General features: G+C 70.8%; 15 protein-coding genes. 11 read left to right on the top strand and 4 right to left on the bottom strand.

The annotated features are described in order from the left end of the window. The first annotated feature begins 48 nt into the window (after positions 1-48). Positions 49-1,464 carry a family 1 glycosylhydrolase gene (locus tag AQJ46_RS01640; protein WP_059203832.1) on the top strand — a complete coding sequence of 472 codons (1,416 nt, stop codon included), beginning with the start codon at positions 49-51 and terminating at the stop codon, positions 1,462-1,464. Positions 1,465-1,477: 13 nt separating this feature from the next. Here AQJ46_RS01640 and AQJ46_RS01635 read toward each other — a convergent pair whose 3' ends face one another. Both AQJ46_RS01635 and AQJ46_RS01630 read right to left on the bottom strand, forming a co-directional pair. Beyond that, on the bottom strand, positions 1,478-1,978 hold the full coding sequence (locus AQJ46_RS01635; RefSeq protein ID WP_057612775.1) for a MaoC/PaaZ C-terminal domain-containing protein: 501 nt from the start codon (positions 1,976-1,978) through the stop codon (positions 1,478-1,480). A gap of 27 nt (positions 1,979-2,005) precedes the next feature. After that, positions 2,006-2,827 carry an enoyl-CoA hydratase/isomerase family protein gene (locus AQJ46_RS01630; protein WP_059203831.1) on the bottom strand — a complete coding sequence of 274 codons (822 nt, stop codon included), beginning with the start codon at positions 2,825-2,827 and terminating at the stop codon, positions 2,006-2,008. 109 nt (positions 2,828-2,936) lie between these two features. On the opposite strand from AQJ46_RS01630, the gene AQJ46_RS01625 reads away from it, so the two are divergent. The 4 genes from AQJ46_RS01625 to AQJ46_RS01610 are packed head-to-tail and all read left to right on the top strand — an operon-like array spanning position 2,937 to position 6,527. Beyond that, positions 2,937-4,061, top strand: coding sequence for an acyl-CoA dehydrogenase family protein (locus AQJ46_RS01625; protein ID WP_059203830.1), 1,125 nt, complete (start codon positions 2,937-2,939; stop codon positions 4,059-4,061). Positions 4,062-4,080: 19 nt separating this feature from the next. Then, positions 4,081-5,259, top strand: a complete 1,179-nt coding sequence (locus AQJ46_RS01620) for an acyl-CoA dehydrogenase family protein (RefSeq protein WP_059203829.1) — start codon at positions 4,081-4,083, stop codon at positions 5,257-5,259. After that, positions 5,256-5,768: a nuclear transport factor 2 family protein gene (locus AQJ46_RS01615; protein ID WP_059203828.1), complete on the top strand. Its 513-nt coding sequence runs from the start codon at positions 5,256-5,258 to the stop codon at positions 5,766-5,768. Before AQJ46_RS01620 ends, AQJ46_RS01615 begins: the two co-directional genes overlap by 4 nt. A 3-nt stretch (positions 5,769-5,771) precedes the next feature. Next, positions 5,772-6,527 (top strand): SDR family NAD(P)-dependent oxidoreductase, encoded by a 756-nt coding sequence (locus tag AQJ46_RS01610; RefSeq protein ID WP_059203827.1) that lies wholly within the window; start codon positions 5,772-5,774, stop codon positions 6,525-6,527. 6 nt (positions 6,528-6,533) lie between these two features. Here the strand turns inward: AQJ46_RS01610 and AQJ46_RS01605 are convergent, their stop codons facing one another. Further along, positions 6,534-7,745: a CaiB/BaiF CoA transferase family protein gene (locus tag AQJ46_RS01605; protein WP_059203826.1), complete on the bottom strand. Its 1,212-nt coding sequence runs from the start codon at positions 7,743-7,745 to the stop codon at positions 6,534-6,536. Between the two features lie 145 nt (positions 7,746-7,890). Here AQJ46_RS01605 and AQJ46_RS01600 point away from each other — a divergent pair, with 145 nt between their 5' ends. The 6 genes from AQJ46_RS01600 to AQJ46_RS01575 are packed head-to-tail and all read left to right on the top strand — an operon-like array spanning position 7,891 to position 12,744. Continuing rightward, the gene (locus AQJ46_RS01600) at positions 7,891-8,382 is read left to right on the top strand and encodes a PaaI family thioesterase (RefSeq protein WP_059203825.1); all 492 of its coding nucleotides are present in this window, start codon (positions 7,891-7,893) and stop codon (positions 8,380-8,382) included. 4 nt (positions 8,383-8,386) lie between these two features. Beyond that, positions 8,387-9,247: an enoyl-CoA hydratase-related protein gene (locus tag AQJ46_RS01595; protein ID WP_059204379.1), complete on the top strand. Its 861-nt coding sequence runs from the start codon at positions 8,387-8,389 to the stop codon at positions 9,245-9,247. A 31-nt stretch (positions 9,248-9,278) separates the two neighbouring features. Further along, a complete protein-coding gene (locus AQJ46_RS01590; protein WP_059203824.1) occupies positions 9,279-9,731 on the top strand; it encodes an FAS1-like dehydratase domain-containing protein in 453 nt (150 codons plus the stop codon). Then, the gene (locus tag AQJ46_RS01585; RefSeq protein ID WP_059203823.1) at positions 9,728-10,150 is read left to right on the top strand and encodes a MaoC/PaaZ C-terminal domain-containing protein; all 423 of its coding nucleotides are present in this window, start codon (positions 9,728-9,730) and stop codon (positions 10,148-10,150) included. The genes AQJ46_RS01590 and AQJ46_RS01585 overlap by 4 nt, the downstream gene beginning before the upstream one ends. 4 nt (positions 10,151-10,154) lie before the next feature. Next, complete coding sequence (locus AQJ46_RS01580) at positions 10,155-11,627, top strand: class I adenylate-forming enzyme family protein (protein ID WP_079072072.1); 1,473 nt, start codon at positions 10,155-10,157, stop codon at positions 11,625-11,627. After that, on the top strand, positions 11,617-12,744 hold the full coding sequence (locus tag AQJ46_RS01575; RefSeq protein WP_059203822.1) for a serine hydrolase domain-containing protein: 1,128 nt from the start codon (positions 11,617-11,619) through the stop codon (positions 12,742-12,744). The genes AQJ46_RS01580 and AQJ46_RS01575 overlap by 11 nt, the downstream gene beginning before the upstream one ends. A gap of 55 nt (positions 12,745-12,799) precedes the next feature. Here AQJ46_RS01575 and AQJ46_RS01570 read toward each other — a convergent pair whose 3' ends face one another. Continuing rightward, positions 12,800-14,104: an MFS transporter gene (locus tag AQJ46_RS01570; protein WP_079072071.1), complete on the bottom strand. Its 1,305-nt coding sequence runs from the start codon at positions 14,102-14,104 to the stop codon at positions 12,800-12,802. Positions 14,105-14,213: the final 109 nt, after the last annotated feature.

Genomic DNA, 14,213 nt, shown 5'->3' with positions numbered 1-14,213 from the left:
GGACATTCAGTTGAATGCGCTAAACCATTCACCGCCTGGACGGTAACCATGAGCGATGGTTTCCTGCACGAATCCCTTCGCTGTGTCGACTGGGGGGTCGCCACAGCGGACACCATCGCGGCGCCACTGCCGCCCGCGCCGGAACGCGGCGGACACTTCCGGCAGTGGACCGACGACCTCCGGCAGCTGACCGGCGTCGTCGCGGACACCCACCGCATGGTCGCCGGATGGCCGCAGCTCCAGCCCGACGGCCCCGGCAGCTGGGACCGGGACGCCCTGGACCGCTGCGACCGCGCGCTGGACGCGCTGCTCGCGCACGGCACCCGGCCCGCTCTCACCCTGCTCGACCGCTCGCTGCCGCCGTGGCTGGACGCGGCCGGCGGCTGGCTCGCCCGCGACACCGCCGAGCACTTCGCCGCCTACGCGGCCGAGCTGGGCCGCCGTTTCGGCGACCGGGTGGAACGCTGGATCACCTCCACCGACCTCGCCGGCCCCACGCTCGCCGACCATGTGGCCGGAATGTATCCCCCGAACCGGGGCGCGGGGCGGGCCGGACTGCCCACGGTCCACCACATCCTGCTCGCGAACGGGCTCGCCACCCAGGCCCTGAGGGCCACCGGCGCGCGAGGCCGGATCGGCACCACGGTCACCCTCGTGGGCGGCTACCCTGCCACCGACGACCCCTACGACCGTCTCGCCCTGGAACGCCTGGAGAGCTGGACCAACCGTCTCTTCCTCGATCCCCTGCTGCTCGGCGAGCACATGGTGACCGAAGACGGCGACTCACCGGTCGAGGACACCGGCTGCGTGCGCCCCGGCGACCTGGAGACCATCACCACCGAGCAGGACCTGCTGGGCCTGTCCTGGCACACCCCGTTCCGCGTCACCGCGCCGGAGAACCTGCCCCGCGTGCTGCCGACGAGAACCTGTCAGAGCGCCCTCAACGCGGTGAACCGCCTGCTCGTGGGCCTGGGCTTCGCGATCGTCCCGTTCGACGACGTGGAGACCACCGCCTACGGCTGGCCGATCATCCCCGAAGGACTCGCCGACGCCGTCGCCGGCCTCTACGAGCTGTACGGCGACGCGCTGCCGCCGCTGTCCGTCATCGACAACGGCATGGCCGACCTGGACCTCGTCGACGCCACGGGACACAGCGACGACGACCGGCGCCGGGCCCTGCTGCGCGCCCGTCTCTCCTGGCTGGCCGGCCTCACCGCGGCCGGTGTGGAGGTGTGCGGCTACGAGTACTGGTCGGTCCTGGACAACCTGGAGGCCAAGTTCCGCTACACCCGCCTGTATGCGATGGCGGTCCCGGACCACGAGGCCCCGCCGCGTCCCTCGATGCCCTCCGACTGGCTGCAGCACGGCGCCTTCGCCGGCGCCGCCGTACCCGAAGCGGGGCGGGCCACCGGTCTGAGCCTGGTGCCGGCCGCGCCCCGGGCTCAGGGCAGCGAAACCTCGTAGCCCTGCTGCGGGCTCAGGATGCCGGAGCCTCGTAGTCCCTGCCGCGGATCAGTCGCACCGGCGTGTAGACGAGGACGTCCTCGTCCCGCTGGTTGCGTACCGCGATCCGGCTGGTCACCACGCCCCGGCCGGGCTTGCTGGAGGGCCGGGACCCCGTGGTCTCCACGACGGCGTACACGGTGTCGCCGACGTACACCGGACCCAGCACGTCGAGTTCCATGTGCAGGAAGGCGAGGCCGGTGCCGTGCAGCACGTTCGTCTGCAGGACGAGCCCTTCGGCGATGCAGTACGTCAGTCCCCCCGGGACCAGTCGCCCCGTGTAGCCGCCGTCCGCGGCGTGCGAGGCGTCCCAGAAGAGGGGCTCGGTGAAGCCGCCCCAGGTGACGAAGTTGACCAGATCGGTCTCCGTGATGGTGCGGCGGGCGGTCCGGAAGACCTGCCCGACCGGCATCTCCTCATAGGTCAGTCCCTTGACCAGAAGGGGTGCTTCGGTACTGGTCTGCTGCGGTGCCATGATCGATCGGTTCCTCTCGTACGGTGGTCACAGGTCGAGCGGGTGCTTGCCGCTGACGCCCTCGAAGTCCGCGGGCCGCTTCTCGCGGTGCGCGGCGAGTCCCTCGACGACCTCGTGCCCGCCGAACCCGAAGAACTCCAGCCCGAGCGAGGCCTCGAAGATCGGCTGGGCGGTGCGGTACCAGTGGTTGAGGGACCGCTTGGTCCAGCTGATCGCGCTGGCCGGCCCGGCGGCCAGGGCGATCGCCACCCGCAGGGCCTCGGTGTGCACGTCGGCGTCGTCCACGCACTTCGACACCAGCCCGATCCGCTCGGCCTCCTCGCCGGTGAGCGTCTCGCAGGTGAGCAGGTAGTACTTGGCCTTGGCCATACCGCACAGCAGCGGCCAGCAGATGGCGGCATGGTCACCGGCCGCGACCCCGAGACGCGTGTGCCCGTCGACGATCTTCGCCGTGCGGGCCGCGACCGAGATGTCCGCGAGCATGCCGATGACGAGCCCCGCCCCGACCGCCGGGCCGTGGATCGCGGAGACGACGGGCTTGGAGCAGTTGAGCACTCCGTAGACCATGTCCCGCGCCTCCCGCATCACCCGGGCGCGCACCGCGTAGTCCTCGGTCATGGCGTCGATGGAGTCGAAGGTCCCGCCCGCCGAGAACGCCCTGCCCGCCCCCTGGACGAGCACCGCTCGGGTCTCGGCGTCCCGGTCCACCACGGCCCAGATGTCGGCGAGCTCGCCGTGCATCCGCGGGTCCACGGCGTTCAGGTTCGGGGCGTCGAGCACGATCCGCAGCACGCCGGGCGCGGGCCGCTCGAAGGTCAGGCTCGTGAACGGGGCGTAGGGATCGGTCACGTCGCGCTCCTGGTGTATTCAGTGTGGATACTATAATTATCTAACTGTATCGAGGAGTGGGCGGCAAGCACGCCGCACGTGACGTTGCACGGACGACGGGAAGCTCGGCATGGATCTCACCTTCAGCGAGGAACAGGACGAACTGCGCAAGGTCGTCCGCTCGTTCCTCGCCAAGCACTCCGACGAGGCGAGCGTGCGCCGCCTGGCCGCCGACCCCTGGGGTCACGACCCCGTCGTCTGGCGGCGGATGGCCGGCGAACTCGGCCTCCAGGGGCTCGCCGTACCCGAGGAGTACGGCGGCTCGGGCTTCGGCTACGTCGATCTCGGCATCGTCTTCGAGGAGGCGGGCCGCGCACTGCTCGGCGGCCCGTACTTCGCCACCGTCGCCCTGGCCGCCGACTCACTGCTGCGCTGCGCCGACGAGCAGGCGCGACACGACCTCCTGCCGGGCATCGCGTCCGGCGAGACGGTGGCCACGCTGGCGCTCACCGAGGACAGCGGCCGCTGGGACGAGCAGGGCATCGGGCTCACCGCAGTCCGTGACGACACAGGCGGCTGGCGGCTGACCGGCGTGAAGACCTATGTGCCCGACGGACACCTCGCCGACCTGCTCCTGGTCGCCGCCCGCACCCCCTCGGGCATCAGCCTCCTGGCCGTCGAGACCGCCGACGCACCCGGCCTCGCCCGCACCCCCCTCCCCACCCTCGACCAGACCCGCAAACAGGCTCGGATCGAGTTCACGGACACCCCCGCCCGCCTCCTGGGTCCCGAGGGCGCTGCCTGGCCCGCCCTGGAGCGCACCCTCGCCACCGCCGCCGTACTGCTGTCCGCCGAACAGGTCGGAGGAGCCGCGGCCGCCCTGGACGCCGCCGTGGCGTACGCGAAGATCCGCGAGCAGTACGGCCGGCCCATCGGCTCGTTCCAGGGGATCAAGCACAAGTGCGCCGACATGCTCATGGGGATCGAGTCCGCCCGCTCGGCCGCGTACGGCGGACTGTGGGCGCTGGACGCGGGCGACGAGACGGAGATCGCCCTCGCCGCCGCCCTCGCGCAGGCCTTCTGTTCGGAGATGTTCACCAAGGTCGCCGCGGACAACATCCAGGTCCACGGCGGCATCGGCTTCACCTGGGAGCACCCCGCGCACCTGTACTTCAAGCGGGCCAAGAGCTCCGAGGTGCTGCTCGGCACACCGTCGTACCACCGGGAACTGCTCGCCACCCGGCTCGGCATCTGAGACCTGAGGAGAAGCAGACATGGAGCTGGACTTCGGGCCCGCGGTACGCGACTTCCGCGACGAAGTGCGGGACTGGCTGGCGGACCACCTGGTGGGGGAGTTCGCCGAGCACCGGGGCGTGGGCGGCCCCACCGACGGCGCGGCCTGGGAGGTCCGCCTCGCCTGGGACCGTGAGCTGTCCGCGGGCGGCTGGCTGGGCATCGGCTGGCCCCAGGAGTACGGCGGACGCGGCCTCGGGCTGCTGGAGGAGATCGTCTTCGAGTACGAGTACGCCCGCGTGAACGCCCCGTACCGGGCCACCGTCAACGCCCTCGACCTGCTCGGCCCGATGCTCCTCAAGATGGGCAGCGAGACGCAGAAGAAGCGCTTCCTGCCGCCGATCCTCGCCGTCGAGGAACTGTGGGGCCAGGGCTTCAGCGAACCCGGCGCGGGCTCCGACCTGGCGTCCGTGCGCACGCGGGCGGAGCGGGACGGCGACGAGTGGGTGATCAGCGGACAGAAGGTCTGGACGTCGTTCGGCATCCACGCAGACTGGCTCTACGTCCTCACCCGCACCGACCCGCAGTCCGCGCGGCACAAGGGCCTGAGCCTGCTGCTGGTGCCCACCGACCAGCCCGGCGTGGAGATCCGCCCCATCCGCAACCTCGCCGGTCAGGACGAGTTCGCCGAGATCTTCCTCTCCGACGCGCGCACCGGCGCCGACATGGTCGTCGGCGAGGTCGGCCAGGGCTGGCGGACCGCCATGGCCACGCTCGGCATCGAGCGCGGCACCACGCTCCTGCCCCAGCAGCTCACCTTCGAGCGGGAGGCCGAGGCACTGATCGACCTGGCCCGCGAGCGGGGCGCGCTCGACGATCCGATGCTGCGCCGCCGCATCGTCGACGCCTGGATCTCCGTACGCATCATGCGCACCACCAACCTGCGGACCATCGCCGAACTGACCGCCGGCCGCACGCCGGGAGCACAGGCCACCACCGCGAAGCTGTACGCGTCGACCCGGCACCAGCAACTGGGCCAGCTGGCCACGGAGTTGGCGGGCCCTGCCGGACAGATCGTCGGCGAGGACTACGCCCTGGACCGCAGGCAGCGCTCCTTCCTGCTGGCCCTCGCGGAGACGATCTACGGCGGGTCCAGCGAGATCCAGCGCAACATCATCGGGGAGCAGGTCCTCGGCCTGCCGAAGGAGCCGCGCCCATGACGCCGATCGAGGACCGTCTCGACCGCGTCGAGTCGCAGCTCGCCATCCAGCAACTGCCCATCCGCTACGCGCTCGCCGTGGACGGCCGCGACCTGGACGCCTGGGTCGGCTGTTTCCGGCCCGACGTGGACATGGGGCGCCACGGCCGCGGCCGGGCAGTCCTGCGGCAGCACATCGAACCCCAGGTGCGCGGCTTCCACCGGTCGGTCCACCAGATCTGCGGCCACCAGATCGAGTTCACCGGCCGCGACACGGCGACCGGCGCGGTGTACTGCCGGGCCGAGCACGAGGTGGGGGACCGGTGGATCGTGATGGCGATCTGCTACCGGGACGACTACGCGCGCGTGGACGGCGAGTGGTACTTCTCCCGGCGTCGTGAACAGCACTGGTACGCGGCCGACGTGACCGAGCGCCCCCAGGCGGTGGGATTCAAGGGCTGGGAGGGTGCCGGAGAACCGGCGCTGCCCGACGCCTTCCCCTCCTGGTCGGCCTTCTGGAAGGAGACGTAAGTAATGGCACGGTTGTCAGGGAGGACGGCGCTGGTCACCGGCGGCGGGCAGGGCGTGGGCCGCGGCATCGCGCTCGCGCTCGCGGCCGAGGGGGCGGCCGTGGTGATCACCGGTCGCACCGAAGGCAAGCTGAAGGACACGGCCGGGGAGATCGCCGAGCGCGGGGGGCGGGCGCACACCGTCGTCGGGGACGTGGGGGAGCGGGACGACGTAGACCGCATGGTGGCCGAGACGGTACGGGAGTTCGGCGGTCTCGATGTGCTCGTCAACAACGCGCAGTCCTCGGTGCAGCGCAAGCTGGCCGAGACGTCGTACGAGGATGTCGAACTCACCTACCGAAGCGGACCGTTGGCCGCCTTCCACGCGATGCAGGCCGCCCTGCCCCATCTCAAGGAGAGCCGTGGCAGTGTGGTGAACCTCGGTTCCTCCGCCGCCGTGCAGGGCGAGGCGACCTTCGCGGCCTACGCGATGGCCAAGGAGGCGATCCGCGGCCTGAGCCGGGTCGCCGCGCGGGAGTGGGGCGCCTACGGGATCCGCGTGAACGTCATCTGTCCGGCCGCGCTGAGCCCGGCGGCGGAGGACTACCTGGCCGCGCACCCGCACAAGGCGGACGAGCTCGCGCGGCAGATCCCGTTGGGCCGGCTCGGGGACCCGGAGGCCGACATCGGCCGGGCGGTGGCCGCGCTCGTCAGTGACGACATGGCCTATCTGACGGGCGCGACGCTGATGCTGGAGGGCGGCCGGACCCTGATCGGCTGACGGCCGCTACACGACACCCCGGTCCCGCAGCGCAGTCAACTGACGCTCCGTCACCCCCGCGAGGGCGGTGAGCACTTCGGCCGTGTGCTCACCCAGTGTGGGCGGCGGGGCGTACCCCTCGACCGGCGTCACCGTGAACCGGATGGGGTTGGCCAGCATCGGCAGCTGTCCGGAGGCCGGGTCGTCGACCTCGATCAGCATCCCCCGGTGCTGGATCTGCGGGTCGGCGAAGACCTCGGGCATCTCGTTGTACGGGCCCGCGGGCACGTCGTGTGCGTCGAGTACGGTCAGCCACTCGTCCCGGGTGCGGGTGCGCAGGATCGCCGCCAGCACCGGCAGGATCTCCTCGCGGTGGGCGATCCGGGCGGAGGTCGTGGCGAACCGTTCGTCCTGGAGGAGGTCGGTGCGGTCGGCCGCCGCGCAGAACGCGGCGAACTGCTTGTCGTTGCCCGCGACCAGGAAGATCGGCTTGTCCTTGCAGGGGAAGGCCTGCGAGGGGATCCCGCCGTACCCGCCGTTGCCGCGCCGCTGCGGAACCTCGCCGGAGACCAGGTAGTTCATCGCGAAGTGGGACAGCGAGGCCAGGCCGCAGTCCAGCAGGGACAGGTCGATGAACTGGCCCTCGCCGGTGAGGTCGCGGTGGCGCAGTGCCGCGAGGACGGCCGTGGAGGCGTAGAGCCCCGTGAGGATGTCGATCATGCTGACGCCGACCTTCATCGGCTCCTCGGGGTGCCCGGAGACGCTCATCATCCCGGACATGGCCTGGAAGATGCCGTCGTAGCCGGGGCGGTCGGCGTACGGCCCGGTCTGGCCGAAGCCGGTGACGGAGAGGTAGACGAGGCGCGGGTTGAGTGCGCGCAGGCTCTCGTGGTCGAGACCGTACTTCGCCAGCGTGCCCGTCCGGAAGTTCTCGACCACGACGTCGGACCGCGCGGCGAGGGCACGGATCAGCTCCTGCCCCTCGGTGGAGGCGTGGTTGACGGTGACCGACCGCTTGTTGCGGTTGCAGGAGAGGTAGAAGGCGGCGGTGTCGGTCCGGTCCCCCTCGGGTCCGGGGGCGAAGGGCGGGCCGTAGGTCCGAGAGTCGTCCCCCGATCCGGGCCGCTCGACCTTGATCACCTCGGCGCCGAGATCGGCCAGCAGCTGGGTGGCCAGCGGCGCGGCGAGGATGCGGGACAGATCGAGCACGCGGATCCCGGCCAGTGCGGTCGACGGCATCTGGGTCTCCCTCTGTTCACGGACGGCGAATCAGTTATATAAATAATACATCTAGCGGGCGGCTGCGGCCCGCGTGATTGCCTCATCTATTCAATTCATGTAACTATATGGATCGGCCGCCAGGCCGGGACCGGAGGGCGGGCTGATGACCGTCGCGGCGAGGACCCTCACCGATCAGGAACAGCGCGAACGCCGGGCCTGGTTCCGGGTCCGCTGGGAGCGCGGGGTCGCCTTCAACCGGCGCTGCCGCATCCGGGTGACACGCTGGGAAGCGGACGGGGTCGAGATCGTGCTCCCCTACGCCGAGTCCCTCTCCGCCCACGAAGACGTCTTCCACGGCGGCGTCATCTCCGCGCTCATCGACACCGCCGGCGCCGGAGCCGTGATCGCGGGGCACGACTTCACCAAGGGCAGCCGGCTCAGCACCGTGTCGATGTCGGTGCAGTACCTCGCACCCGCCCGCGGCCGTGAGGCGGTCGCTTACGCGCGCTGTGTGCGGCGGGGCGGCCGGGTGCACTTCGCCGACGTCGACGTGCGGGCCGACGGACGCCTCTGCGCGCGCGGGCAGGTGGTGGTGACCATCTCGGGGGAGCGGCCCGGCGTCGGCGACCCGATCGAACCGCTGGACGAGGAGTGATGTGATGCCCGAGGAAACCGTGGTGGCCCCCGAGGACCTGGACCTGGTCCTGTACGAGGTGGACGAGGACGGCGTCGCCACCGTCACCCTCAACCGGCCCGAGCGCAAGAACGCGTGGAGCCTGCCGATGGAGCGCCGCTTCTTCGCGCTCCTGGACCAGGCCGCACAGGACCCCGCCGTCAGAGTGGTGATCATCACCGGGGCGGGCCGGGCCTTCTGCCCGGGGATGGACATGCAGCGCCTGGAGCAGAACTCGCAGCCGGGGGAGTCCCTCAACCTCCAGGCCCGCGTCCCCATGTACAGCAGGCGGAACATGCCGAAGCCGATGATCGCCGCCGTCAACGGCGCCTGCGCGGGCATCGGCCTGGTCCAGGCGCTCATCTGCGACGTCCGCTTCGCCGCCCGCGGGGCCCGCTTCACCACCGCGTTCACCCGCCGCGGCCTGGCCGGCGAGTACAACCTGCCGTACGTCCTGCCGCGCGTCATCGGCCTGGAGAACGCGCTCGACCTGCTGCTCTCCGGCCGCGTCTTCGACGCCGACGAGGCGAAGAGCCTTGGACTGGTCAGCCGAGTCGTGGAACCCGAGGACCTGCTCGACGCCGCCCGCGCCTACGCCCGGGACATCGCCCGCAACTGCTCCCCGCGCGCCATGGCCGTCGTACGACACCAGGTGTACGGCGACCTGGACCGCACCTTCACCGACGCCCTCGCCCGCTCCTACTCCGCCATGGAGTTCTTCGCGGGCTCGCCCGACTTCCGCGAGGGCGTGTCGAGCTTCGTGGAGAAGCGGGAGCCCAAGTTCGAGGGACTGCCGCCGGACTTCGACCCGGACGAGGCCACGCGCGACGCGTTTCTGCCGTACTGATCTGCCGTACTGATTCGAGGAGCACACGCGGATGACAGGGCAACCCTTCCCCGTCGAGGCCGGGCACATCATGATGTTCGCCCGCGCCATCGGCGACGAGAACCCGGCGTACCAGGGCGAGTCGGCGCTCGCCCCGCCCACCTTCACCATGGCGAGCGCCCACTACGACCCCGACTACCACCTGCGTCCCAAGCCGGAGCAGGAGTGGTTCGGGTCGGGACGCGACGCCGGAGTCATGGCCGAGGGCGCCGGCGGGCTCCACGCCGAGCAGCACTTCGAGTATCACCGCCCGGTGCGCGCAGGCGAGACCCTCTACGCGCACAACAGCACCGGACGCAGCTGGGAGAAGCAGGGCCGCACCGGCCGCCTGCTCTTCAGCGAGCGCATCACCGAGTACCGGGACGCCGACGGCGAACCGGTCGTCAGCGCCGTGACCGTGGCCGTCGTCCCCGAGGGCCCCGCGACCCCGAAGGACGCCCGATGAGCCTGAGCCCGGACGACATCAAGGTCGGCGAGATGCGCGAGAGCGTCCTCGTCGACGACCTCAAGCGCACCCGGATCGTGCAGTACGCGGGCGCCTCCGGCGACTTCAACCCCCTGCACACCGACGAGCGGTTCGCCGTCGAGGCCGCGGGCTATCCCGGCGTCTTCGCCCACGGCATGCTGACGATGGGCATGACCGGCCGGGTCCTGACCGACTGGGTCGGCACCGAGGCACTGCTGCGGTACGGCGTGCGCTTCAAGGCGCAGGTCTGGCCCGGCGACACCCTCACCGCCACGGCCACCGTCGAGTCCATCGAGGACACGCCGACCGGCCCGGTCGCCCACTTCACCCTGCGCACCGTCAACCAGGACGGCGCCGAGGTCGTCAGCGGCACCGCGGCGGCCCGCCTGGAGCCCTGAGCCGATGGCCGCCGCGCAGGAAGGGATGCAGGCGGCCACCTGGACCGCCATGGTGAGCCGCGCCTACGACCATGCCCGCCCCGCCGTCCGGTTCGGCGACCTGACCTGGACCGGACGCGAACTCCTCGACCGGGCGGCCGGCGCGGCCGACTGGCTGGACTCCCTCGGCCTGGAGCCCGGCGAACCGGTGCCCGCACTGGTCGCCACCTCCGCCGACGCCCTCGCGCTGGTGATCGGGGGCGCCGGATCCGGCTACCCGCTCGCCCCGCTCGGCGTCCGCATGACGGCGTACGAGATCGCCGCCGTGGTCAAGGAGACACGGACCCAAGTCCTGCTGGCGCAACCCGAGTTCGCCGACCTCGGCAGGCAGGTCGCCGACCTGACCGGCCGCCGGATCGCCATCGTGCCCGAACTGCCGCCCGGCGGACGCCGGTTGACCGCCGGACCCGACGACCTCGCCGCCGTCCTGCACACTTCCGGAACGACGGGCCTGCCCAAACCCGTCCCCATGAGCCAACGGCGTCTCGCCGCCCGGGCCCGGGTCAACGGGCGGCTGTGCGAGCTCGATCCCGACAGCTTCTACGGCGGCAGCGCGCCCTTCCACCACATCGCGGGCCTCGGTAACATCGCCGTCGCCCTCGCCGCCGGCGCCCTGATCACCGGCCTGCCCCGCTTCACCGTCGAGGGCTGGACCCTGCTGCGGGACCTCGGCACCACGCACACCAGCATGGTCCCGGCGATGCTGGAGACCCTGCTGGCGGCCGGACAGGCCCGCCACGAGACCCTGCGGACCCTCCAGTACGGCGGCGCGCCGGTCCGCCCCGGCACCCTGCGCCGGACGTACGAGGCGATGCCAGGCGTGCGCATGCTCAACATGTTCGGCCAGACCGAGGGCTCGCCGATCAGCGTGCTCACCCCCGAGGACCACCGGGAAGCGGTCGCCGGACGCACCGAGCTGCTGCGGTCGGTGGGGCGGCCCGCCCCCGGCGTCGAGCTGAAAGTCCACGACCCGGGGCCGGACGGCGTCGGCGAGATCCACGCCCGCGCCGAGCACCTCTTCCGGATCGACGCCGAGGGCTGGCTGCACAGCGGCGACCTGGGCCGCGTGGCCGAGGACGGCTATCTCTACCTGCTCGGCCGACGCACCGACATGATCATCAGGGGTGGTGAGAACGTCCACCCGCTGGAGGTGGAGACGGTCCTTTCCGCGCACCCCGCCGTGGCGGACGTGGCGGTCAGCGGCGTCCCCGACGAGCGACTCGGACAGACCGTCGTGGCCTTCGTCGTCCCCGCCGATCCCGACGCCCCACCGCAGCCCGCCGCACTCACCAGCCACACCCGCGCCCGGCTGTCCGGGTTCAAGGTCCCCGTCCGCTGGTGGTTCGTGGACGACCTGCCGCGCAACGCGAACGGCAAGGTCGTACGCCGAAGCCTTCGGGAACCCACCGCGCTCGAAGGAGAACCACGTGACGCTTGACCACTCGGTCGTCGCCCCGGAAACCGTCGGCGTCGACCCGCACCGGCTGGACGTACTCCTGCGGCGGATCCGCCTGGAGGTCGAGCACGGACCGCTGCCGTCCGCCCAGGTCGCCGTGGCACGGGGCGGACAGCTGGTCGCCTTCGAGACCTGGGGGGACGCCGAACCGTCCACGCGATACGTCCTGCAGTCCGTCGGGCGGTCGATCGTCGCGGGCGCGGTCTGGAAGCTGATCGGTGAGGGTCTGCTGGACGTGGGCGAGCAAGTCGCCACGATCATCCCGGAGTTCGCACCGAACGGGAAGGCGGAGGTGACGGTCGAGCAGGTACTCACGCACACCGCGGGCTTCCCCTTCGCACCGCTCGGGTACCCGAAGATGCTCGACCGCGAGCAGCGCCTCGCCGCCTTCGGCCGCTGGCGGCTCGACCACCCGCCGGGCAGCCGCTTCCAGTTCCACCTCACCTCGGCGGCCTGGCTGATCGCCGAGATCGTGGAGCGGCGTACGGGCCTGGCCTTCGCCGACTACCTGCGCGAGCGGATCGCCGTACCGCTCGGCCTGTCCTCGCTCGAACTCGGCGTCCCCGTGGACCGGCAGGCAGGCACCGTCGCCCCGATGACCGCCACCGACCGCACGAGCGACGAGCAGGAGCCCGACCCCTGGGGCCCCTGGTACCTGTCCGACCCGCGGGTGCTCGCCGCCGGTGAGCCCAGCCACGCGCTGGTCGCCACTGCGGCCGACGTCGCCCTGTACTTCCAGGCGCTGGAGCACTCGGGCCTGTGGAAGCCGGAAGCGGTGACCGAGGGCACCCGGATCCGGCTGACGGACCACCCGCACGGGGAGCAGATCTACGGCGGCGGCTCCAACCGCCGTACCAGCATGGGCCTGTTCGTCACCGTGGCCGGCCCGGACGCGGGCAGCAACCTGCCGTCCACCGGCTCACCCGCCCTCTTCGGCAGCGCCGGAGCCGCCTACCAACTCGGCTTCCTGGACCCGGAGACCGGCCTGTCCTTCACCTGCCTGAGCAACGGCTACCCCCTCGCCGGCTACGACCACTCCCGGCGCGGCACGGCACTGCTGACCAACATCGCGAACCTGGCAGCGGATCTCACGGACTAGGGCCTGTTTCTCCGATCTTGCTCGGTGGTCTCAGGCCCCTCGCCAGTTGGGGGAATTAACTCTGAGTCTGGAACTCATTCGTGCGGGTTCGTTCCGCCCAGCGAGCGACGTAAGGCACAGCGAGTCCCGTAGCTATGAAGATCGCTCCCATGGTCAGCCACCCGCGGGCACCCCAGGTGATGCAGAAGAGGCCCAGAATGCTGGGTGCCATGGCGTTCATCAGCCCATGGCCCATGCCGAAGAGTCCTGAGTATTGCCCCTGCGAGTGGGCGGGGGCGAGCCCAAAGCTGAGTTCGAACGAACCTGCCGAGTGCCAGAGTTCGCCGATCGTGTGCACCACGACCCCGGCAATGATCAGCCCCGTTGCGACCGCCTTGGGCGTCCCACCTGTAGCGGCGATCAGGGCCATGCCGACGAGGAACGCCACGGCTGAACGACCAACTGTTCTGGCTGCTGCGGCGTTGGAGTCCACGTTCCGACTGGCTCTGACCTGGAGGGCCACCACCATGAGCGTGTTGATCACCGCGCTTGCGCCGACGAGCCAGTGAGGAGTGTCGCTGTGCCCCACGATCCACAGAGGCAGGGCAAAGAGCAGTACTTGCCCATGCATCGCCATGATGCTGTCGAGCACGGTCATCGCTATATACGGCTTGTCCTTGAGTGCGATCCACCGGTTGGTCATGAGCGGCGCCTGTGCCGGGTCTAGGTGTGGCAGCCGGCTGAGGATCGCTGCGCAGGCCAGGAACGTGAGGGCATTGCCCAGGACCAGGGCCAGGTAAGCGTTGCGCGTGTCCAGCTGTACGACGACACCGGCCACAAGAGCGCCGCAGCTTCCCGCCAGGTTGTTGACTGCACGCAGATACGCGCGGAACTTTGTCGGGTTCGTGCCGCCAAAGCCGCGGATGAGGGGCCCACGTGCGGCCGCGCTGGCGGAGCTCGCCAGCTGGGTCACGCAGATGACCGCGACGAACAGCCAGAAAGAACGGACCAGCGTCAGGGCTGCCATCGCGACGCCCTGTACGACCAGCGTCACGATGTAGGTCCCTTTGGGGCCACGGAGATCGGCCAGTCGCCCGATCGGGATGCCGGCCGCCAGACCCACCAGGGAAGCAGCGCCCATACCGGCACCCACCTGCGCCACGGACAGCCCGACTGACCTCGTGAAGAAGAGTGCGGAACCGGTCATGAACAACCCGTTGCCGATCATGTTGACGAAGGATCCTGCGGCGAGGGATCGCTTGGGACCGGGCTCGGGCACCAGGCCGCGGCGCACCGGCCACGACGGGATGTCCTCCGCGTCCTTTACCGCGCTGGCGGCAGCGGTGACCTTCTCGCCAGTGCTCTTACTTACCTGGGTCATGAATGTGTATTCCTCGCCGCTGGGGTACGGGGGCGTTTCTGCAGGCGCAGAGTCGTTAGCTCGGTTCATGGAACAGACCTTGCTGAACGGTGCGTTGACTCGGGAGGCG

It is taken from the genome of Streptomyces canus (assembly GCF_001514145.1).
GTDB lineage: Bacteria > Actinomycetota > Actinomycetes > Streptomycetales > Streptomycetaceae > Streptomyces > Streptomyces canus.
This window is presented reverse-complemented; position numbering and strand designations above follow the sequence as displayed.